The 21,538-nt window shown below is 56.1% G+C and carries 20 protein-coding genes; 14 read left to right on the top strand and 6 right to left on the bottom strand.

Annotated elements, in window-relative coordinates:
- Nucleotides 1–13: 13 nt before the first annotated feature.
- Genes yrfG through hslO form a run of 3 tightly spaced genes read left to right on the top strand, consistent with a single transcriptional unit; the run spans nt 14 to nt 1,996 of the window.
- Nucleotides 14–682 carry a GMP/IMP nucleotidase gene (gene yrfG / locus V6940_RS08650; protein ID WP_333495577.1) on the top strand — a complete coding sequence of 223 codons (669 nt, stop codon included), beginning with the start codon at nt 14–16 and terminating at the stop codon, nt 680–682.
- Nucleotides 683–692: 10 nt separating this feature from the next.
- Nucleotides 693–1,094: a ribosome-associated heat shock protein Hsp15 gene (gene hslR / locus V6940_RS08645; RefSeq protein ID WP_185668992.1), complete on the top strand. Its 402-nt coding sequence runs from the start codon at nt 693–695 to the stop codon at nt 1,092–1,094.
- 23 nt (nt 1,095–1,117) lie between these two features.
- Nucleotides 1,118–1,996, top strand: a complete 879-nt coding sequence (hslO, locus tag V6940_RS08640; protein ID WP_333495576.1) for an Hsp33 family molecular chaperone HslO — start codon at nt 1,118–1,120, stop codon at nt 1,994–1,996.
- An 84-nt stretch (nt 1,997–2,080) separates the two neighbouring features.
- On the opposite strand, the gene V6940_RS08635 is transcribed toward hslO, so the two are convergent.
- On the bottom strand, nt 2,081–3,799 hold the full coding sequence (locus V6940_RS08635) for a DUF4153 domain-containing protein (RefSeq protein ID WP_333495575.1): 1,719 nt from the start codon (nt 3,797–3,799) through the stop codon (nt 2,081–2,083).
- A gap of 368 nt (nt 3,800–4,167) precedes the next feature.
- Between V6940_RS08635 and pckA the strand changes: the two genes are divergently transcribed.
- The 3 genes from pckA (at nt 4,168) to nadS (ending at nt 6,522) form a co-directional block, all read left to right on the top strand.
- Nucleotides 4,168–5,784 carry a phosphoenolpyruvate carboxykinase (ATP) gene (pckA, locus tag V6940_RS08630; protein ID WP_333495574.1) on the top strand — a complete coding sequence of 539 codons (1,617 nt, stop codon included), beginning with the start codon at nt 4,168–4,170 and terminating at the stop codon, nt 5,782–5,784.
- A 172-nt stretch (nt 5,785–5,956) separates the two neighbouring features.
- Nucleotides 5,957–6,229 carry a type II toxin-antitoxin system RelE/ParE family toxin gene (locus tag V6940_RS08625; RefSeq protein WP_333495573.1) on the top strand — a complete coding sequence of 91 codons (273 nt, stop codon included), beginning with the start codon at nt 5,957–5,959 and terminating at the stop codon, nt 6,227–6,229.
- The gene (nadS, locus tag V6940_RS08620; RefSeq protein WP_333495572.1) at nt 6,226–6,522 is read left to right on the top strand and encodes a NadS family protein; all 297 of its coding nucleotides are present in this window, start codon (nt 6,226–6,228) and stop codon (nt 6,520–6,522) included. The genes V6940_RS08625 and nadS overlap by 4 nt, the downstream gene beginning before the upstream one ends.
- A gap of 97 nt (nt 6,523–6,619) precedes the next feature.
- Here nadS and envZ read toward each other — a convergent pair whose 3' ends face one another.
- Nucleotides 6,620–7,972 (bottom strand): two-component system sensor histidine kinase EnvZ, encoded by a 1,353-nt coding sequence (envZ, locus tag V6940_RS08615; RefSeq protein WP_333495571.1) that lies wholly within the window; start codon nt 7,970–7,972, stop codon nt 6,620–6,622.
- Nucleotides 7,969–8,688, bottom strand: a complete 720-nt coding sequence (gene ompR, locus V6940_RS08610) for an osmolarity response regulator transcription factor OmpR (RefSeq protein WP_001157751.1) — start codon at nt 8,686–8,688, stop codon at nt 7,969–7,971. The genes envZ and ompR overlap by 4 nt, the downstream gene beginning before the upstream one ends.
- A 230-nt stretch (nt 8,689–8,918) precedes the next feature.
- Here ompR and greB point away from each other — a divergent pair, with 230 nt between their 5' ends.
- The 5 genes from greB (at nt 8,919) to feoC (ending at nt 15,082) form a co-directional block, all read left to right on the top strand.
- On the top strand, nt 8,919–9,392 hold the full coding sequence (greB, locus tag V6940_RS08605) for a transcription elongation factor GreB (RefSeq protein ID WP_185668998.1): 474 nt from the start codon (nt 8,919–8,921) through the stop codon (nt 9,390–9,392).
- Between the two features lie 99 nt (nt 9,393–9,491).
- Entirely contained in the window at nt 9,492–11,825 is a 2,334-nt protein-coding gene (locus V6940_RS08600) for a Tex family protein (RefSeq protein ID WP_333495570.1), read from the top strand.
- A gap of 437 nt (nt 11,826–12,262) precedes the next feature.
- Nucleotides 12,263–12,490 (top strand): ferrous iron transporter A, encoded by a 228-nt coding sequence (gene feoA, locus V6940_RS08595; protein ID WP_052282977.1) that lies wholly within the window; start codon nt 12,263–12,265, stop codon nt 12,488–12,490.
- A gap of 28 nt (nt 12,491–12,518) precedes the next feature.
- On the top strand, nt 12,519–14,837 hold the full coding sequence (gene feoB / locus V6940_RS08590; protein ID WP_333495569.1) for a Fe(2+) transporter permease subunit FeoB: 2,319 nt from the start codon (nt 12,519–12,521) through the stop codon (nt 14,835–14,837).
- Between the two features lie 8 nt (nt 14,838–14,845).
- Complete coding sequence (gene feoC, locus V6940_RS08585; RefSeq protein WP_185669001.1) at nt 14,846–15,082, top strand: [Fe-S]-dependent transcriptional repressor FeoC; 237 nt, start codon at nt 14,846–14,848, stop codon at nt 15,080–15,082.
- A gap of 51 nt (nt 15,083–15,133) precedes the next feature.
- On the opposite strand, the gene V6940_RS08580 is transcribed toward feoC, so the two are convergent.
- Entirely contained in the window at nt 15,134–15,403 is a 270-nt protein-coding gene (locus V6940_RS08580; protein WP_185669002.1) for a YdgH/BhsA/McbA-like domain containing protein, read from the bottom strand.
- A 121-nt stretch (nt 15,404–15,524) separates the two neighbouring features.
- Complete coding sequence (bioH, locus tag V6940_RS08575; protein WP_333495568.1) at nt 15,525–16,295, bottom strand: pimeloyl-ACP methyl ester esterase BioH; 771 nt, start codon at nt 16,293–16,295, stop codon at nt 15,525–15,527.
- Between the two features lie 38 nt (nt 16,296–16,333).
- On the opposite strand from bioH, the gene gntX reads away from it, so the two are divergent.
- The 3 genes from gntX to gntT all read left to right on the top strand — a co-directional run bounded on the left by gntX (nt 16,334) and on the right by gntT (nt 19,379).
- Nucleotides 16,334–17,008 (top strand): DNA utilization protein GntX, encoded by a 675-nt coding sequence (gene gntX, locus V6940_RS08570; protein WP_333495567.1) that lies wholly within the window; start codon nt 16,334–16,336, stop codon nt 17,006–17,008.
- A gap of 58 nt (nt 17,009–17,066) precedes the next feature.
- Nucleotides 17,067–17,642, top strand: coding sequence for a Fe-S biogenesis protein NfuA (gene nfuA, locus V6940_RS08565; protein ID WP_106925116.1), 576 nt, complete (start codon nt 17,067–17,069; stop codon nt 17,640–17,642).
- Nucleotides 17,643–18,062: 420 nt separating this feature from the next.
- Nucleotides 18,063–19,379, top strand: coding sequence for a gluconate transporter (gntT, locus tag V6940_RS08560; RefSeq protein ID WP_035892130.1), 1,317 nt, complete (start codon nt 18,063–18,065; stop codon nt 19,377–19,379).
- Nucleotides 19,380–19,448: 69 nt separating this feature from the next.
- On the opposite strand, the gene malQ is transcribed toward gntT, so the two are convergent.
- Nucleotides 19,449–21,533, bottom strand: a complete 2,085-nt coding sequence (malQ, locus tag V6940_RS08555; protein WP_333495566.1) for a 4-alpha-glucanotransferase — start codon at nt 21,531–21,533, stop codon at nt 19,449–19,451.
- Between the last annotated feature and the right edge of the window lie 5 nt (nt 21,534–21,538).

The raw sequence follows: 21,538 nt of genomic DNA, 5'->3' as shown, positions 1-21,538 counted from the left end.
CTGGAGACCCACCATGCATTTTGATATCGCCTGGCGCGAGGTAGATACCGTTCTTCTGGACATGGATGGCACGCTGCTCGACCTCGCTTTCGATAACTATTTCTGGCAAAAGCTGGTGCCGGAAACCTACGGCGCAAAGCTTGGGATCACGCCGCAAGCGGCGCAGGAAGCCATTCGCCAGGAGTACCATGCGGTGCAACATACGCTAAACTGGTACTGTCTGGATTACTGGAGCGATCGTTTAGGCCTCGATATCTGTTCGATGACCAGCGAACAAGGGCCGCGCGCGGTGCTGCGTGAAGATACGATTCCGTTCCTGAACGCGCTGAAAGCTAGCGGCAAGCGCCGCATTCTGCTGACCAACGCCCATCCGCACAACCTGGCGGTGAAGCTGGAACACACCGGTCTCGGTGAGCACCTTGATTTATTACTTTCCACCCATACATTTGGTTATCCGAAAGAGGATCAGCGGTTATGGCGGGCAGTTGAGGAACATACGGGTCTGGATGCCGAGCGCACGTTATTTATTGACGATAGCGAACCCATCCTGGATGCCGCCACCCACTTTGGGATCCGCTATTGCCTCGGAGTAACCAACCCCGACTCCGGCCTTGCGGAAAAGCAGTACCTGCGTCATCCCGCGCTTAACGATTACCGTCGTCTGATCCCCTCACTGCAGTGAAGGAGCGACCATGAAAGAGAAGTCTACCGAAGGCGTCAGGCTTGATAAGTGGCTCTGGGCCGCGCGGTTTTATAAAACGCGCGCCGTGGCCCGAGAGATGATTGAAGGCGGTAAGGTTCACTACAACGGGCAGCGCAGCAAGCCCAGCAAAGTGGTTGAACTGAACGCCCAACTGACGCTTCGCCAGGGAAACGATGAGCGCACCGTGGTGGTGAAAGGCATCACGGAGCAGCGGCGTCCGGCGACGGAGGCGGTCTCGCTTTATGAAGAGACGGCGGAAAGTATCGAGAAGCGCGAAAAAGTCGCCCTGGCGCGCAAGTTAAATGCGCTGACCATGCCGCATCCGGACAGACGGCCGGATAAAAAAGAGCGGCGCGACCTGATGAGATTTAAATACGGCGACAGTGAATAACTGCCACCCCAAGAGAGAAAATTATGACTCAACACGATCAATTACATCGCTATCTGTTTGAAAACTATGCCGTGCGTGGCGAACTGGTCACCGTATCCGAAACGCTCGAACAGATCCTGGCAGGCCATAACTATCCGCAGCCGGTTAAAAACGTGCTGTCAGAGCTGCTGGTCGCCACCAGCCTGCTAACCGCAACGCTGAAATTTGATGGCGATATCACCGTGCAGCTGCAGGGCGATGGCCCAATGACGCTGGCGGTGATCAACGGTAACAACCACCAGCAGCTGCGCGGCGTCGCGCGCGTGCAGGGCGATATTCCGGCAGACGCCGACCTGAAAACGCTTATCGGCAACGGCTATCTGGTGATCACCATTACCCCTGCCGAAGGCGAGCGCTATCAGGGCGTGGTGGGTCTGGAAGGCGATACGCTGGCTGCCTGTCTGGAAGATTACTTCCAGCGCTCTGAGCAGCTACCAACCCGTCTGATTATTCGTACCGGCGAGTCCGACGGTAAGCCAGCGGCGGGCGGGATGCTGCTGCAGGTGATGCCTGCACAGAATGCGCAGCCGGAAGATTTTGAACACCTGGCGGCGCTGACCGACACCATCAAAGCCGAAGAGCTGTTCACGCTGCCGGCTAACGATGTGCTGTGGCGTCTGTACCACGAAGAAGAAGTCACCCTGTACGATCCGCAGGACGTAGAGTTCAAATGCACCTGTTCGCGCGAACGCTGCGGCGATGCGCTAAAAACGCTGCCGGATGAAGAACTGAACAGCATCCTGGCAGAAGAAGGCGAAATTGATATGCACTGTGACTACTGCGGTAGCCACTATGTGTTCAACGCGATGGATATTGCAGAAATTCGCAACAACGCGGCACCGTCTGACCCGCAGGTTCATTAAGTTCTGAGCCTTTCCCGGCGTCACTTCGTTCGACCGGGCTACGATCGTTTGTAGCCCGGACAAGCGCAGCGCCGCCGGGGAAAATCAGCGCCGATACTCCAGCACTACCGTCTCATCCCTCAGCGTAATATCTTTCCACGCCTTCGGTTTCGAACCTAACGTCCCATCCTTCGTAGCCTGCAGCAACTTGGCTTTATTCACGCCGGATGGCAGCGGCGCACTCGCTTTGTACTCCCAGCCCTTCTCGCTCTGACCAAAGACCAGCACGGTACGATCGCCAAAGGCATACAGCACCTGCTCCGCTTTACCATCACCGTTGAGATCCTGACTCACCAGCACGCAGCTATCGGCATCGCCACAGGACTCCACCAGATAACGGCGTTCAATCACCGCCGTCCATAGCGCATCATCCGGTGGTGTACTCCCCGGCAACACCATCACGTTTTTCGCCAGCACGGCGGCGGTCAGTTTTACCGTAGGGCTAAGGTCGCCGCTCAACAGGCGCTTAAGCTGCTGCTGACGCTTCGCATCTTTGGTGAACTCTTTATCTTTCTGTAACTCAAGCAGCGCCGCACGCCCCGGCTTACCGCTGTGCGACAGCATGTACAGGCTGACCTGATCAGCATTGATTTTCCCGCTGTGGTACCGCGCCATATGGCTATTCACGCTGATACGCCAGCTGTCCAGCACCGGCGTATACAGCAGCGCCAGCAGCACCAGACCCAGCAGCGATACCGCCAGATTCACCTTTCCAAGTGCAGAGGAGGGATCGTCGCGGCGGCGTAGCAGGCTCAGCAAATAGCCCACCGACCAGACCAGCAGAACCACCACCACCAGCACACCGTGTAGACGGTCTGACGTCCAACCATACTGTCCAATGCGCACCCACAGCGCCCAGGCGGCAATCAGAACGTAAACCGGCGAGAGCATCACTGCGGCCAGAATCAAACCGCGCAGCGGCCGTGGATAAGCCAGACGCGCCTGGTTCGGTACCCAGACCATCGCCGTCAGCAGTAGTTGCACAAAGGCCAGCGCAGAGAGCAGCCCCGCGGCGGAAAAACGTTGGGAAATCGCCGTCACGCCAGCAAATGGCAGCGTGGCCAGAAACAGTAGCGCCAGCAGCGATACCAGCGGTAGCAGCCCGGTGGCAATCAGCGCCAGCAGTTTGTGGATGGCGGCAATCAGTCGTTCATTCTGGCGGGCAAGGATCACCGTCAGTGAAGTCACCAGACCAATGCAGATAAAGACAAACCACTGCGTGTCGAAGAACAGATGCGAAAAGAAAGTAATATTGGCCAGTTCAAACAGTCCGCTCCAGAGCAGCAGAACCAGCCATACCAGGCCGTTGGCGACACCAATCAGCAGCAATGTCAGTGCGTTCTGCCATTGCTGGGCATAAAAGTGCGCATAGCGCGCCACGCCGGGTGCAGGTTGAAGGCGATACTGCAGCCATGGCAGCGCCAGCATCGCCATCAGCAGTAGGCACCAGCCGTAGGTCCACAGCGTATCGTACTGCCGCCAGTGATCTTCCTCGTTGAGGTTGAACTTAAGCCAGCCCCCCATCCCCAATACCACCACCAGCACCACCGCCAGCCAGCACCATAGCGCGCGCTGTTTGAAGGAGACCACGGTAAACAGCAGCACAGAAGATAATGCCAGGCTTCCCGGCAAGGCGTAAAACATCCAGCCGCTGTTTTTAGGGATCAGATACATCGTCAGTAAATAGCACAAGATCCCTTGTATGACGCCGGTTAGCACCATACCCCAGCGGGTTGGGGATGAAAGAGGAGTCACAGCATCCATATCGATATTCCCATTCCAGAAGTGAAGAAAAAACGCGTTTCGCGTCCCGGTTAGCGCCTCAAAACTCAATTACGCTCAGCGTGGTGAATCGATTTTTTCTCTGAAAGCATTACGTAATTTTCTTTCATAAATGCGATTAATTTCACATTTACGCTGTCAATTAAACCATTTTGTAACCATTTAAGAACATTCGTGCCAATTATGGGGCTTTTCCTGTCATAATCCCTGTCGCTTCGTGACAGGAGTCACAATGTTTTCGTAAGTAAGACGTTTGTCGGGATACGTAAATCTATGAGCCTGGTCGCGGTCAACACCCCTAAAATACCCATAGAATTTATAGCAGTACATATTGGCTAAGGAGCAGTGAAATGCGCAACGGTATAACCCCGCAGGACCTCAAGGCTTATGGTATTAACGACGCACAGGATATCGTCTACAACCCCGATTACGATACATTGTATCAAGAAGAACTCGATCCTAACCTGGAAGGTTATGAGCGCGGTATCTTAACGAACCTGGGCGCAATTTCTGTCGATACCGGTATCTTTACCGGCCGTTCTCCGAAAGACAAATATATCGTTCGCGACGACACGACGCGCGACACGGTATGGTGGTCTGATAAGGGTAACGGCAAAAATGACAACAAACCGCTGTCGCCTGAAATCTGGCAACATCTTAAAGGCCTGGTCTCCCAGCAGCTGTCCGGCAAGCGCCTGTTCATCATCGATGCCTACTGTGGCGCGAATGAAGACACCCGCCTGTCCGTCCGCTTTATTACTGAAGTCGCCTGGCAGGCGCACTTCGTGAAGAACATGTTTATCCGTCCAACCGATGAAGAGCTGAAGACCTTCAAGCCAGACTTTATCGTGATGAACGGCGCAAAATGCACTAACCCACAGTGGAAAGAGCAGGGTCTCAACTCGGAAAACTTTGTCGCGTTTAACCTGACAGAGCGCATCCAGCTGATCGGCGGGACCTGGTACGGCGGCGAAATGAAAAAAGGGATGTTCTCTATCATGAACTACCTGCTGCCGCTGCAGGGCATCGCATCCATGCACTGCTCGGCTAACGTCGGCGAAAAAGGTGACGTGGCGGTCTTCTTTGGCCTCTCAGGCACCGGTAAAACCACCCTCTCCACCGACCCGAAACGTCGTCTGATTGGCGATGACGAACACGGTTGGGACGACGATGGCGTGTTTAACTTTGAAGGCGGCTGCTACGCGAAGACCATCAAGCTCTCCGAAGCCGCTGAGCCTGATATCTACCACGCGATTCGCCGCGATGCGCTGCTGGAAAACGTGGTCGTACTGGCCGATGGCACTATCGACTTCGACGACGGTTCCAAAACCGAGAACACCCGCGTCTCCTACCCGATTTACCACATCGACAATATCGTGAAGCCGGTGTCAAAAGCGGGCCATGCGACCAAGGTTATCTTCCTGACCGCCGATGCATTCGGGGTTCTGCCACCGGTATCGCGCCTCACCGCCGATCAGACGCAGTACCACTTCCTCTCTGGCTTCACCGCGAAGCTGGCGGGCACCGAGCGCGGCGTCACCGAGCCAACCCCAACCTTCTCCGCCTGCTTCGGCGCAGCCTTCCTGTCGCTGCACCCGACGCAGTACGCAGAAGTGCTGGTAAAACGCATGCAAGTCGCTGGCGCGCAGGCTTACCTGGTCAACACCGGCTGGAACGGCACCGGCAAACGTATCTCTATCCAGAATACGCGCGCGATTATCGATGCCATCCTCGACGGCTCGCTGGACAACGCAGAAACCTTCACCCTGCCTATGTTCGACCTGCAGATCCCAACCGAACTGCCGGGCGTAGACACCCACATCCTCGACCCGCGCAGCACCTACGGTTCGCCGGAGCAGTGGCAGGAAAAAGCGCAAGCGCTGGCGAAGCTGTTTATTGAGAACTTCGAGAAATACACCGATACCCCGGCAGGCGCCGCGCTGGTGAGCGCAGGGCCGAAGCTGTAACGGGTAGACATACAGTTGAGCCCTTACCCTTCGGGATAAGGGCTTTTTTTTATCCAAACACTTTTTAAGTGTACCGAGTACACTTATACTTGATGGAGATATCAACTACGCAGGAAGCGTAATGTTCACCTTCATCGAGCTACAAGGATTCAGTAAACGGCGTCAGGTCTGATTGCCTGACGATGAGTTCCGCGCTTTCCAGGAGATTCTTATTGAGAACCCGGAAGCAGGAGAAACCATTTCAGGCACAGGCGGTTTCAGGAAAATACGCTGGAATCGGCCCGGAATGGGAAAACGAGGTGGAGTTCGGGCCATTTACTTTAACGTAACGAGTAAAGGCAGGATTTATCTGGCGCTGATTTATCCTAAGAATGAACAGGATGATTTAACGGAAGAGCAGAAAAGTGTTTTGAAGCAGTTATCCAATGCGATGAGGCAACCATGAAAGATGAATTATTTGCCGATCTGCTGGCCAGTGCAGAAGAAATGGTACGCATTGAAAAAGGCGATGAGACACCAAAGCCTGAGCACATCCATACCTTCAGCGAGATCGATGTGAAAGCCATTCGCGAAGCCACCGGGCTGCGCCAGCAAGATTTTGCCATCGCCGTCGGCGTGAGCCACGACCTGGTAAAAAGTTGGGAGACAAAACGTCGACAACCAACTGGGGCACCGCGAAAACTCCTGCTGCTGATTCAGGCCAACCCATTTATCATTAAGCAGTTGATCGCCATTTAGCGCGCCCATACAAGTAGCCCGGCCAAGCGAAGCGTCGCCGGGACGGTACACCGCACCCTATAAACAAAAACCGCCGGGGTTTCCCCCAGCGGTTTTTTTAGCTCTCTTTCGTTGGTGCTGGCGGTCGCCCACCCGGCACCGGCAGCCACGCACGTATCAGCAACCCACCGCGTTCACTGGTATCCAGCTCCAGCATCCCGTTGTGGTTATCGATAATACGCTGCACGATAGCCAGCCCCAGGCCCGTGCCGCTGATGGTACGGGCGCTATCGCCACGTACAAACGGCTGGAACAGGTGCTTACGCTGCTCGGGTTTAATCCCTGGACCATCGTCCTCCACCTGGAACCAGGCGCGATGCGCATCACGACCGCTGCTGACTTTAATCCAGCCGTTGCCGTAACGCGCCGCGTTCACCACCATATTGGCCAGCGCACGCTTGATAGACAGCGGATGCACCCTTACCGGGATCTCGTCGTCGAACAATGCGGTATCAATTTCCCGCTCGTAGCCGCTTTCTGCTGCGATAACCTCACCGAGCACGGTGTTGAGATCGATAGACTCCAGCGGCATCTCCTGACCGGTACGCAGATAGTCAATAAACTGCTCGATGATGGCATTGCACTCTTCAATATCTTTATTGATAGATTCAGCAAGATAACCATCCTCTTCGCCCATCATCTCCGTCGCCAGACGAATACGCGTTAGCGGTGTACGCAAGTCGTGGCTGACGCCGGCCATCAATAGCGTACGATCGTCGGAAAGCTGTTTCACGCCCGCGGCCATATGGTTAAAGGCTCGAGTCACCGAACGCACCTCAGACGCACCGTATTCACGCAGCGGCGGAGGAATGATGCCCTTACCGACCTGCAGCGCAGCGTGCTCCAGGTCGACCAGGGGTCGGTTCTGGATGCGGATAAACAGCCATGCGCCGCCTATCGCCAGCAGCATAATCGCCAGGGTATAGCGGAAGAGTGGGGAGAAGTCTCCCTGATGGATTTCGGTTAACGGCACGCGCACCCAAATATTGGGCGACAGCCAGGTCTTCAACCAGACCACCGGGGAGCTTTTATTGACTTCAACGCGAACTTCAGTCGGCCCGCCCAGCTGCTGAGCCATCTGCTGACTTAAGAACTCGTAGTGTTGAGCCCAGCGTAAACCGGCCTCTTCAGCGGCTTCATCGGAATAGAGTGAGATACCCAGTTCACGATAGATCTCGCGGCGAAATGCCGGCGGCACGACAAGTTGCGTACCGTCCTCCAGCTGCAGTTTATCGGTCATCAGCATACGGACTTCGTAGGCTAAGACCTTATTAAACTGCTGCAGGCTTGGCAAAATCGCGAAGTTCAGCACCACAAGATAGGTTGTCACCAGGCTGACGAACAGCAGGGTGACAATCAGCAGTAACGTGCGGGCAAACGAACTTCGAGGCGAGAAGCGCAGTCGCCTCATGCTTTAGAACCGTCCGGGACGAACACGTAGCCCAGACCCCAAACGGTCTGAATGTAGCGTGGGTGAGCCGGATCTTCTTCCACCATGCGGCGCAGGCGAGAAATCTGCACGTCGATGGAGCGTTCCATCGCCGAGTATTCTCGACCACGAGCCAGGTTCATCAGCTTGTCGCGAGACAGGGGCTCACGCGGGTGACTGACCAGCGCTTTCAGCACCGCAAACTCACCGCTGGTGAGCGGCATAGGTTCATCTTCGCGGAACATTTCACGAGTGCCGAGGTTCAGCTTGAACTTACCGAAGGCGATAACCGCTTCTTCCTGAGAAGGCGCGCCCGGCAGTTCGTTCGCCTGACGACGCAGCACCGCACGGATACGGGCCAACAGTTCACGCGGGTTGAACGGTTTCGGAATGTAGTCGTCGGCGCCGATTTCCAGGCCCACGATACGGTCAACTTCTTCCCCTTTCGCCGTCACCATGATGATCGGCATCGGGTTGCTCTGGCTACGCAGACGACGGCAAATCGACAGACCGTCCTCGCCTGGCAGCATTAAATCCAGAACCATCAGATGGAATGATTCACGGGTCAGCAATCTGTCCATCTGTTCGGCGTTAGCTACGCTTCGAACCTGGAAACCCTGCTCGGTCAGATAACGTTCCAGCAGCGCACGCAGGCGCATATCGTCATCCACAACAAGAATCTTATAATTCTCTTGCATTGTTTTTACTCCCAAAGGTTCGCAACAATTATTCAGCATGTATTCTCAAAAAAGCCTGCGCTTGCGACCAGCTAAATCTGGTATAAATTCCAGGCTAAATTGTTACAAAGCATATTTAACAGCGAGTTAAGTATACAATGAATCTTAATACACATTATTTATTCTGTCGGCATACTCACGTAATACGTATTGTGCGTATTCTTTCCTCGGTAGCCAGGTAAGCACGGAACATGAAAACACAGTTGATCACCCGTGAAGGGTACGAAAAGCTCAAAAAAGAGATGGATTATCTCTGGCGCGAAGAGCGCCCGGAGGTCACAAAGAAGGTGACCTGGGCCGCAAGCCTTGGCGATCGCAGTGAAAACGCTGACTACCAGTATAATAAAAAACGCTTAAGAGAGATTGACCGACGCGTTCGTTATTTGACCAAGTGCCTTGAAAATCTACGTATTGTCGATTATTCGCCGCAGCAGGAAGGCAAAGTCTTTTTCGGCGCCTGGGTTGAGATAGAAAACGACGACGGCGAAACCAAGCGTTTTCGTATCGTCGGCTACGATGAGATTTTTGGTCGCAAGGACTATATCTCCATCGATTCACCGATGGCCCGCGCGCTGCTGAAGAAAGAGGTCGGCGATCTGGCGGTGGTCAACACTCCGGCCGGCGAAGCCAGCTGGTACGTGAATGAGATTGAATACGTAAAATAAGGCCGGAACAATCCGAAGCCCCCGCTGATGACTGGCATTTTTGCCAGTCAATCCGTATAACTGTCCCCTGATTTTATGACCTAACAGTGAAACCAAGCCATGATGAATGATTCGCTCTGCCGCATTATTGCGGGTGAACTTCAGGCCAGAGCCGAACAGGTGGAAGCCGCCGTTCGCCTGCTTGATGAAGGGAACACCGTGCCGTTTATTGCACGTTATCGTAAGGAAATCACCGGCGGACTAGATGATACGCAGCTGCGTAATCTGGAAACCCGCCTCGGGTATTTGCGTGAGCTGGAAGACCGTCGTCAGGTCATTCTGAAATCCATCGGTGAGCAGGGTAAGCTGACCGAAGCTCTCGAAAAAGCCATCAACGGCACGCTCAACAAAACCGAGCTGGAAGACCTCTACTTACCGTACAAACAGAAGCGCCGCACCCGCGGGCAGATTGCCATTGAAGCGGGCCTTGAGCCGCTGGCAGACCTGCTGTGGAGCGAGCCGTCCCATGACCCAGAAACCGAAGCCGCCAAATTTATCGATGCCGATAAAGGCGTCGCGGATACCAAAGCGGCCCTCGACGGCGCGCGCTATATCCTGATGGAACGCTTCGCGGAAGACGCAGGCCTGCTGGCGAAAGTGCGTGACTACCTGTGGAAGAACGCCCACCTGGTCGCCAAAGTGGTCAGCGGTAAAGAAGAGGAAGGCGCAAAATTCCGCGACTACTTCGACCATCACGAACCGATTTCAACCACCCCTTCCCACCGCGCGCTGGCGATGTTCCGCGGGCGCAACGAAGGCGTGCTGCAACTCTCCCTCAACGCCGACCCGCAGTTCGACGAGCCGCCGAAAGAGAGCTACTGCGAACAGATTATTATCGACCATCTCGGTCTGCGCCTGAACAACGCCCCGGCGGACAGCTGGCGTAAAGGCGTGGTCAGCTGGACCTGGCGTATCAAAGTGCTGATGCACCTCGAAACCGAGCTGATGGGCACCGTGCGCGAGCGCGCGGAAGATGAAGCTATCAATGTCTTCGCCCGCAATCTGCACGACCTGCTAATGGCCGCACCGGCTGGCCTGCGCGCCACCATGGGTCTCGATCCGGGCCTGCGTACCGGCGTAAAAGTGGCGGTGGTTGACGGCACTGGCAAGCTGGTTGCCACCGACACCATTTATCCACATACCGGTCAGGCGGCGAAAGCAGCGGTTGCCGTGGCCGCACTGTGTGAAAAGCACAACGTTGAACTGGTGGCTATCGGTAACGGGACGGCGTCTCGTGAAACCGAGCGCTTCTTCCTCGACGTGCAGCAGCAGTTCCCGAAAGTCACCGCGCAGAAGGTGATCGTCAGCGAAGCGGGCGCATCCGTCTATTCCGCCTCCGAACTGGCTGCGCTGGAGTTCCCGGATCTCGACGTTTCCCTGCGCGGCGCGGTGTCTATCGCCCGTCGTCTACAGGATCCGCTGGCAGAGCTGGTGAAAATCGACCCGAAATCCATCGGGGTTGGCCAGTATCAGCACGACGTCAGCCAGACTCAGTTGGCACGTAAACTGGATGCGGTGGTGGAAGACTGTGTGAACGCCGTCGGCGTAGATCTGAACACCGCTTCTGTAGCGCTGCTGACCCGCGTGGCGGGCCTGACGCGCATGATGGCGCAGAACATCGTCGCCTGGCGCGACGAGAACGGTCAGTTCCAGAACCGCCAGCAGTTGCTGAAGGTGAGCCGTCTGGGGCCAAAAGCGTTTGAGCAGTGCGCAGGCTTCCTGCGTATTAACCACGGCGACAACCCGCTGGATGCTTCAACCGTTCACCCGGAAGCGTATCCGGTGGTCGAACGCATTCTGGCAGCGACGCAGCAGGCGCTGAAGGATTTAATGGGCAACAGTAACGAGCTCAGAAACCTGAAAGCCTCTGAGTTCACCGACGATCGTTTTGGTGTGCCAACCGTTACCGACATCATCAAAGAGCTGGAAAAACCCGGCCGCGACCCGCGTCCTGAGTTTAAAACCGCGAAGTTTGCCGACGGTGTAGAAACCATGAACGACCTGCTGCCGGGGATGATCCTCGAAGGCGCTGTCACCAACGTCACCAACTTCGGCGCGTTCGTGGATATTGGCGTGCATCAGGACGGCCTGGTTCACATCTCTTCGCTGGCGGATAAGTTCGTGGAAGACCCGCATACTGTGGTGAAAGCGGGCGATATCGTCAAAGTGAAAGTGCTGGAAGTGGATCTGCAGCGTAAGCGCATCGCGCTCACCATGCGCCTTGACGAGCAGCCGGGCGAAACTAACGCCCGTCGCGGCGGTGGTAACGATCGCAGTCAGGGCAACAGCCGTCCGGCCGCGAAAGCAGCAAAACCGCGCGGGCATGAAGCACAGCCTGCGGGCAACAGCGCCATGATGGACGCGCTGGCAGCCGCCATGGGTAAAAAACGCTAATCGTAACCAGTAGCCCGGCCGAGCATAGCGACGCCGGGAAGGCTCCTGAGCCTCCCCGGCGTCGGCGTTAAAACGCCTCGCCCAGGCTACCGCTTATTTGGCAGGCCTCAGTCATTATTATCTTCCTATCAGCTTTTAATAATAAGCGTCATCGTGTTTTATTTTATTAACCAATGAAACCTTAATTAAACATTAAGCGACGAAAATAATATTTAATTCATTTACGGCTACAATGAGTTGCTTGCGTCATATCAAAAAAAGTGCAAATTCCGCTCGAAATTCCCGCCGATCGCATAATATGTATTGATGATAAAAACCATTCTCATTATCATCATTTTCAGTAGGCTTTATTTCTTTATTCGTTGACGACGCCCCGGTTGCCACCAGGCAGCGCGCGGTGCTCCCCTCGTTCAGCTAGCGATACACAAGTAGGTTATATGCAATTTACACCTGATACTGCGTGGAAGATTGTCGGTTTCTCCCGCGAAATTAGCCCAGCTTATCGTCAGAAACTGCTGTCCCTGGGCATGCTGCCGGGATCGTCCTTTAATGTGGTTCGCGTAGCGCCACTCGGCGACCCTATTCATATTGAAACCCGTCGCGTTAGCCTGGTATTGCGTAAGAAAGATCTCGCGCTTATTGAATTAGAAGCCGTCGCGCAATAACCCCAGCCCGGTACTAAGAGTCTGAAATATGAAAAAATTAACCATCGGTTTAATTGGTAATCCTAATTCCGGCAAAACAACCTTATTCAACCAGCTCACCGGCGCACGCCAGCGCGTAGGCAACTGGGCCGGGGTAACGGTAGAGCGCAAAGAAGGCGCGTTCGCCACCACCGACCATCAGGTCACCCTCGTCGACCTGCCGGGTACCTACTCGCTGACCACCATCTCCTCGCAAACCTCGCTGGATGAGCAGATTGCCTGCCACTATATTCTGAGCGGTGATGCCGACCTGCTGATTAACGTGGTCGACGCCTCCAACCTCGAACGTAACCTCTACCTGACGCTGCAGCTGCTTGAGCTGGGCATTCCGTGCGTGGTCGCACTGAACATGCTCGATATTGCCGAGAAACAGCAAATCCGTATCGACGTGGATGCGCTCTCGGCACGCCTCGGCTGCCCGGTTGTGCCGCTGGTCTCCACCCGTGCTCGCGGGATTGAAGCGCTGAAAATGGCGATCGACCGCCATCAGGGCAACCAGCCAATTGAGCTGGTGCACTACCCGCAGCCGCTGCTGCGCGAAGCCGATAATCTGGCTAAAGAGATGGCGCAGGAGATCCCTGAACGTCAGCGCCACTGGCTGGGCATGCAGATGCTGGAAGGCGATATCTATAGCCGCGCCTATGCCGGTGATGCCGCACACAAGCTGGACGTCTCTCTGGCGCATCTAAGCGAAGAGATGGACGACCCGGCTCTGCATATCGCCGACGCCCGCTATCAGAGCATTGCCGCGATTTGCGATGCCGTCAGTAACACCCTGACCGCCGAGCCAAGCCGCTTCACCGCCGCGCTGGACAAAATCGTCCTCAACCGCGTGCTGGGCTTACCGATTTTCCTGTTCGTCATGTACCTGATGTTCTTGCTGGCTATCAACATCGGTGGCGCGCTGCAGCCGATCTTTGACGGCGGCTCCGTCGCTATCTTTATCCACGGCATTCAGTGGATTGGCTACCAGCTGCACTTCCCGGACTGGCTGACGGTCTTCCTGGCGCAGGGTATCGGCGGCGGTATCAACACCGTGCTACCGTTAGTGCCGCAAATCGGCATGATGTACCTGTTCCTCTCCTTCCTTGAGGACTCCGGGTACATGGCGCGTGCGGCATTCGTGATGGACCGCCTGATGCAGTCTCTGGGTCTGCCGGGTAAATCCTTTGTGCCGCTGATCGTCGGCTTCGGCTGTAACGTGCCGTCGGTCATGGGCGCACGTACCCTGGATGCGCCACGTGAACGTCTGATGACCATCATGATGGCGCCGTTTATGTCCTGCGGCGCGCGTCTGGCCATCTTCGCCGTCTTCGCCGCTGCCTTCTTCGGCCAGGGCGGCGCGCTGGTGGTCTTCTCCCTTTACGTACTGGGGATCGTTATCGCCATCCTGACCGGCCTGATGCTCAAATACACCATTATGCGCGGTGAAGCATCACCGTTCGTGATGGAACTGCCGGTGTATCACGTACCGCACATTAAGAGCCTGATTATCCAGACCTGGCAGCGCCTGAAAGGCTTCGTGCTGCGCGCAGGTAAAGTTATCGTTATCGTCAGTATCTTCCTGAGCGCGCTGAACAGCTTCTCGTTCAGCGGCAAAATCGTCGATAACATCAACGACTCTGCGCTGGCCTCCGTCAGCCGTGCGATCACACCAGTGTTTAAACCGATTGGCGTCCATGACGATAACTGGCAGGCCACCGTAGGTCTGTTTACCGGCGCGATGGCAAAAGAAGTGGTGGTCGGTACGCTGAACACCCTCTACACCGCCGAAAACATTCAGAATGAAGAGTTCAACCCGCAGGAATTCAGCCTCGGTGAAGAGCTGCTGGCTGCGGCTGATGAAACCTGGCAGGGGCTGAAAGATACCTTTAGCCTGAGCGTACTGGCCAACCCAATCGAAGCCAGCAAAGGCGACGGCGTGATGGAAACCGGGGCAATGGGCGTGATGAGCAGCAAGTTCGGCAGCGCGGCGGCAGCCTACAGCTACCTGATTTTCGTTCTGCTCTACATTCCGTGCATTTCGGTGATGGGTGCGATTGCCCGTGAGTCGAGCCGCGGCTGGATGTCCTTCTCCATTCTGTGGGGCCTGAACATTGCCTACTCGCTCTCGACGCTGTACTACCAGACGGTGAGCTTCAGCCAGCACCCACGCTACAGCCTGGTGTGCATCCTGGCGGTGATTCTGTTCAACGTGGTGGTGATTGGTCTGCTGCGCCGTGCCCGTAGCCGGGTGGACGTCTCTCTGCTGGCGACGCGTAAAACGCCAACCTCATGCTGCTCTAGCCCAGCGGGCGATTGTCACTAGGAGTCATCATGGCATCATTGATTGAAGTACGCGATATGCTGGCACTGCAGGGACGCATGGAAGCCTCACAGCTCAGCGCCCAACTGCACACGCCGCAGGCGATGATCGATGCCATGCTGAGCCGCCTGGAAGCTATGGGGAAAGTCATGAAGATTGACGAAGAACCAGATGGGTGTCTGACCGGCAGTTGCAAAAGTTGCCCGGAAGGGAAAGCCTGCTTACGTCAGTGGTGGGCACTACGCTAAAACGTATTCCCGGCGTTAACACAACGCCGGGAATAACATGTTCGACCCTACTTACTTATAGACGTCCGCGTTACCGTGAACGTTTTTCTCGTTTTTCTGACCCGCGATAATCACGTAGTACTTGCCGCCCAGCTCATCCGCTTTTTTCGACAGATCGTGCTTCGCGTCCATCGGCGACGTCGTTTTTGACGTGGTAATGTTGCCGATTTTAGTCAGCTTCATCTTCGCAACGTCTTCTTTTGTAATTTCCTTGGCGGCAAATGCGCCAAATGAAAGAGAACCAATAACCAGAGATGCAACAATACCTGTAACAAGTTTCATAGGCCTACACTCCATTCAGTTATTTTTGTAGGTGACGGTGGCTTACTGAAATAGTCAGCCACCGCAACAAGTTAAGTATTGCTACAAATTTGCCATTTACCACGTCGGGTAAAAAATTATTTTAAAGATGCTTTTTTAGCGCAATCAACGACTCGCAAAACGCCTGTGGATGCGAAATAAATGGCGCATGGGCAGCCTTATCAAACACCAGCGATTCACTCTGCGGCCACTGGGCATCCAGCAGCGGCACAATCTTGCGCGGAACTAATCCATCAAGTCGACCGTAAAGGCGCAGGAACGGCATCGTCAGCGCGGTGAGTGACTCGCGCAGGTCAGCGGTTTTGAGGATCTCCAGCCCGCCGTTCAGCACCTCGGAAGAGGGCATTGGCAGGGAGAGCACCGTCTGTTTCAACGCGCGCGCATCCTGACGGGCACTTTCGGTGCCCAGCGTTTGCAACGCCAGGAAGCGCTCGACGGTGCGCTGGAAGTCTTCGCTGAGCTGTTGCTGGAACCCGCTGAGCACCTCAGGCTTAATGCCTGGCCACGCGTCATGCGCGCTGAAGCAAGGGGACGATGCGACGGTGACCAGCGCATCGACGCGTTCCGGGTGGCGTAATGCCACTTCGCTTGCCACCAGCCCCCCCAGACTCCAGCCAAGCCAGATAGCCTTTGTCGGCGCTTTTTCCAGTACGTGTTCAGCCATCTCTTCCAGCGAAAGCGCACCAAATCCACCGCTGCGGCCATAGCCCGGCAGGTCGACCAGATGCAGCGTAAAATGCGAGCTTAATTCCGGCGTAATGCAATCCCAGACCTGAGCATTCAGCCCCCAGCCGTGCAGCAGCACAAGATGACAATCTCCTTCGCCCGTGGTTTGCCACCAGATGTCGTTCATCAGCTATTGTTCTCATTTTATTGGTTCAAGGAGGGATTATGCTAACAGCCCACGGCTCGTGCTGGCTATGCAAAATGCCGCTAGCGCTGCCCGCGTGGGGCATCTGCTCGCGCTGTACCCACGCGGTGGAAAGCGAGATTTGTCGCTGCCCGCAGTGCGGTTTGCCATCGGGTAGCATCAGCGCGCCGTGCGGGCGCTGCCTGCAAAAGCCACCACCCTGGCAGCGCCTGGTGGCCGTAAATGACTATCAACCGCCGCTCAGCACGTTGATCCACCACTTCAAGTTCAGCGGCCAGCCGGAGCTAGCCCCCGCGCTGGCGCGTCTGCTGCTGTTAGCCGTGCGATGCCGCGGCGCGTGGCCGATGCCGCAGCAGCTTATCAGCGTCCCATTGTGGCAGCGCCGTCACTGGCGACGTGGGTATAACCAGAGCGAGCTGCTGTGCCGGGCGCTGACGAAATGGCTGCCCTGTGAATTTACCCCACGGGCGATCGTCCGCGTGCGCCCTACCGCCACCCAGCACCAGCTGAGCGCCAGGCTGCGCAAGCAGAACCTGAAAAATGCGTTCCAGCTTGAATTACCGGTGCAGGGTCGCCATATGGTTATTGTGGATGATGTGGTCACCACGGGCAGCACCGTTGCCGAGATTTCCCGGCTTCTTTTGCGAAATGGCGCGGCGAGCGTTCAGGTATGGTGTCTGTGTCGCACCTTGTAGACCCCCAGCGATGGGCGTATTATAACCAACTAAAGTAGTCAACTATTAGGTCAAAGCTATGATCCGTATTTCCGATACTGCGCAAGCGCACTTTGCCAAACTTCTGCAAAATCAGGAAGAAGGGACACAAATCCGTGTATTTGTGATTAACCCTGGTACGCCTAACGCAGAATGCGGCGTTTCTTATTGCCCGCCGGATGCGGTGGAAGCAAGTGATACTGCCCTGAAATTTGAACAGCTCACCGCCTATGTCGACGAGCTGAGCGCTCCGTATCTGGAAGATGCGGAAATCGATTTCGTCACCGATCAGCTGGGTTCTCAGCTGACCCTGAAAGCGCCAAACGCGAAAATGCGTAAAGTGTCCGACGATGCCCCGCTGATGGAGCGCGTTGAATACATGCTGCAGTCGCAGGTTAACCCACAGCTGGCTGGCCACGGCGGCCGCGTGTCGCTGATGGAAATCACCGATGACGGCTACGCCATCCTGCAGTTTGGCGGCGGCTGTAACGGTTGCTCGATGATTGACGTCACCCTGAAAGATGGGATCGAAAAGCAGCTGCTGGCCGAGTTCCCTGACCTCAAAGGCGTTCGCGATCTGACCGAACACCAGCGCGGCGAGCACTCTTACTACTAAGTTAGCGCTGTGCTTGTCCCGGCGGCGCTTCGCCTGGCCGGGCTACAAACGAGCACGACTCTCACTGGTCGCCCGGGCGAGGCGTTTACGCCGAGCCCGGGAAATTCTCCATTCAACACATGTTACCGCGCAACATAGCTCGCAATTTCCCGCCTGAAACACGGCAATAACCCTACCAATAATTTGACTACCGTCGCAGATTTCACATTTCCATGCCTGGGGTTATTCTCAACCTCTACATGTTACCCGTATCATCGCAACACACACCACCGCGTTAAATAAATAGCCAGCTATCCTTTGTCTGAGTCATAAACATACGGTGGTGTGAAGAAGTCAGTACCTATTCCCTCTGTAGGGGCAATTGGACGTTGTCGCAGCAACAGTGACGTTACCCATAACAAATTAAAGGCTGGATAAATTATGCCATTAATCATCGTAGCTATCGGGGTTATCCTCTTATTACTGCTGATGATCCGTTTCAAAATGAACGGGTTTATCGCTCTGGTTCTGGTGGCACTAGCCGTCGGATTAATGCAGGGCATGCCCCTGGACAAAGTTATCGTCTCCATTAAAAACGGCGTTGGCGGCACCCTCGGCAGCCTGGCGCTGATTATGGGCTTCGGCGCCATGCTCGGTAAGATGCTGGCGGACTGCGGCGGCGCGCAGCGTATCGCCACGACCCTCATCGACAAATTTGGTCGTAAGCACATTCAGTGGGCCGTCGTACTGACCGGCTTCACCGTCGGCTTCGCGCTGTTCTATGAAGTGGGCTTCGTCCTGCTGCTGCCGCTGGTGTTCACCATCGCGGCAAACGCTCGTATTCCGCTGCTGTACGTCGGCGTGCCAATGGCGGCGGCGCTCTCCGTGACCCACGGCTTCCTGCCGCCTCACCCGGGCCCAACCGCTATCGCCACTATCTTCCACGCGGACATGGGTAAAACCCTGCTGTACGGGACGCTGCTGGCGATCCCGACCGTTATTCTGGCGGGCCCGGTTTATGCGCGCTGCCTGAAAAGCATCGACAAGCCAATCCCGGAAGGTCTGCACAACCCGAAAACCTTCACCGATGCAGAGATGCCATCCTTCGGCGTGAGCGTCTGGACCTCTCTGGTGCCGGTCATCCTGATGGCGCTGCGCGCTATCGCGGAAATGGTGCTGCCAAAAGGCCACGCACTGCTGCCTGCCGCTGAGTTCTTCGGCGACCCGGTGATGGCAACCCTGATTGCGGTGCTGATTGCTATCTTCACCTTCGGCCTTAACCGTGGCCGTTCTATGGATGACATCAACGATACGCTGATCTCCTCCATTAAAATTATTGCCATGATGCTGCTGATCATCGGCGGCGGCGGTGCCTTCAAACAGGTACTGGTCGACTCCGGTGTGGATAAGTACATCGCGTCTATCATGCACGAGTCCAACGTTTCTCCGCTGTTTATGGCCTGGTCTATTGCCGCCGTACTGCGTATTGCGCTGGGTTCAGCCACCGTTGCGGCCATCACCGCTGGCGGTATCGCGGCGCCGCTGATTGCCACCACCGGCGTTAGCCCTGAACTGATGGTTATCGCGGTCGGTTCCGGCTCCGTTATCTTCTCCCACGTGAACGATCCAGGCTTCTGGTTGTTCAAGGAGTACTTCAACCTGACTATCGGCGAGACCATCAAGTCCTGGTCGATGCTGGAAACCATTATCTCGGTTTGCGGTCTGGTGGGTTGTTTGCTGCTGGGAATGGTGGTGTAACGCTGTATCCTCAGCCGTTCAGAACCAACAGATATAAAAACGCCGGGGATATCCCCGGCGTTTGTATTTTTACTTCTTCTTACTCGCCGCTTTTCGGCGCTTGTCCAGGTCTTTAATCAGCTTATTCACCCCGTCGTCAGCAAACATCGCTTCCAGCGACGTGGAGAGCTTGCGCCGCCAGTTTGGGTATTCAGAGCTGGTGCCGGGGATATTGACCGGGCTGGACATCTGCAGCCAGTCTTCCGGCTGAAGCCCCAGCAGGGCGCTGTTGCTGTCAGCGATATAGCGTTGCATACCGCGGCTCAGCGTGGCCGTCATCGACATCAGTGAAGCCTTATGCCCCGCACGTTTCGGCAGTGTGCCGTACTTGTGCAGCGCATCCAGCAGCCCCTGCTTCGCCAACTCGCGGTCCTGATACAGCCCGCGCAGTACGTCAGCGTCAGGGTAAAGCCCCAGCTGATTGCCCAGCGTCAGATCCCCGCTTTCCCAATAGCCGCGCAGCGTAGGTAGGTCGTGGGTGGTCGCCACGGCCATCGACTGCTCCGGATAGGCTTTCGGCGCGCGGAAGTTCTTCTCGCTGTCGTTTTCGAAATAGAGCACCTTGTATGAGTAAACCCCGCTCTTACGCAGCTTACCGACAATCTCTACCGGCACGGTGCCGAGGTCTTCGCCAATCACCATACAGCGATGACGTTTACTCTCCAGCGCCAGAATCGACAGCAGCGCATCCACCGGATACTGCACGTAAGCGCCGTGATCGGCGGTTTCACCGTACGGGATCCACCACAGACGCAGCACCGACATCACATGATCGATACGCAGCGCACCGCAGTGCTTCATATTGGCGCGCAGCAGTTCAATAAACGGCTCATAGGCACGCGCGGCGATGATATGCGGATCCATCGGCGGCAGACCCCAGTTCTGTCCTAGCGGGCCGAGAATATCCGGCGGTGCACCTACGGAGGCTTTCAGGCAGTACAGCTCGCGGTCGCACCAGGTTTCCGCGCCGCCTTCGGCCACGCCTACCGCCAGGTCGCGGTAGAGACCAATCGGCATCGCATCGCGCTGACTGGTCTCCCAGCAGTCTGCAAACTGGGTATACGCCAGCCATTGCAGCCACAGGTAGAAATCCACGTCGTCGGCGTGCTTTTTACAGAACGCCTGCACCTCCGGGCTTTCGATAGTCTGATACGCCTTCGGCCAGGCCGGCCAGCCCCAGCGCAGTTTGTCTTCTTTCACCTGATGGGCATGCAGCGCGTCATACACCGCCTGCCAGTAGAGGCTCTCCCCTTCTTTATCGACAAAGTAGCGGAAGGTTGCCATCTGCTCATCATTGCGTTTGGCAAAGCGCTTCCATGCCATGCGCAGCGCCGTCATTTTCAGCTCGGTCACGGTGGCGTAGTCCACCTGCTCGACGTCGCGGGCGGCTTGCAGCGTCTTCTGGGTAGCAGGCAGCTTCCACCATGCCTGCGCTTCGTCACTCAGCGCAAAGTCTTCCACTGCATTCACGTCGATATAGATAACGTTCATCCAGCGACGTGAGGACGGGCTGTACGGGCTGGCACTCTCCGGGTTCGCCGGGTAGAGCGCATGAATCGGGTTGAGGCCGATAAACGAACCGCCGCGTTTCGCCACCTCCGGCAGCATCGCCTTCAGGTCACCGAAGTCACCGATACCCCAGTTCTTCTCCGAACGCAGGGTGTAGAGCTGCACGCAGGCGCCCCACAGCTTTTTCGCCTCTTTCAGCGGCTGTGGCTCATAGCAGCGCTCAGGCGCGATAATCGCCCGGCAGTGCCAGCGCTCTTCGCCCTGGGTCAGGGTTAACGAGTGATACCCTTCCGGCAGCCGGGTTGGCAGGCTGAGCGTTTTACCACCCGTCGCCTGGCCGTGATACTGCTTGCCCTCTTCAGTGGTGAGGATCCAGCTAAATTCGCCCTTCCCCTCCACCGCCAGCGTCATCTTCTTGCCAAACGTCCAGATCATGACGTTTGGCACCGGCGTGGCCGCCACATCCGTGGCGGCGGTATGATGCATCGCGTCAAGCAAACGCCGTTTGGTGTCGGCACCAATAGACTGCGGCTTGCCGTGGGCATTGATGTAGTTTGGGCTGATACCCGCCGCCAGCGCGGCATTATCGAGGCGTTTGCTCTCCATGGCCT

The sequence above is a fragment of the Kluyvera sp. CHPC 1.251 genome, from assembly GCF_036759945.1.
GTDB classification, from domain to species: Bacteria; Pseudomonadota; Gammaproteobacteria; order Enterobacterales; family Enterobacteriaceae; genus Kluyvera; species Kluyvera sichuanensis.
Note: the sequence above shows the minus strand (reverse complement) of the source record. Positions and strands in the feature narration are given on the sequence as shown.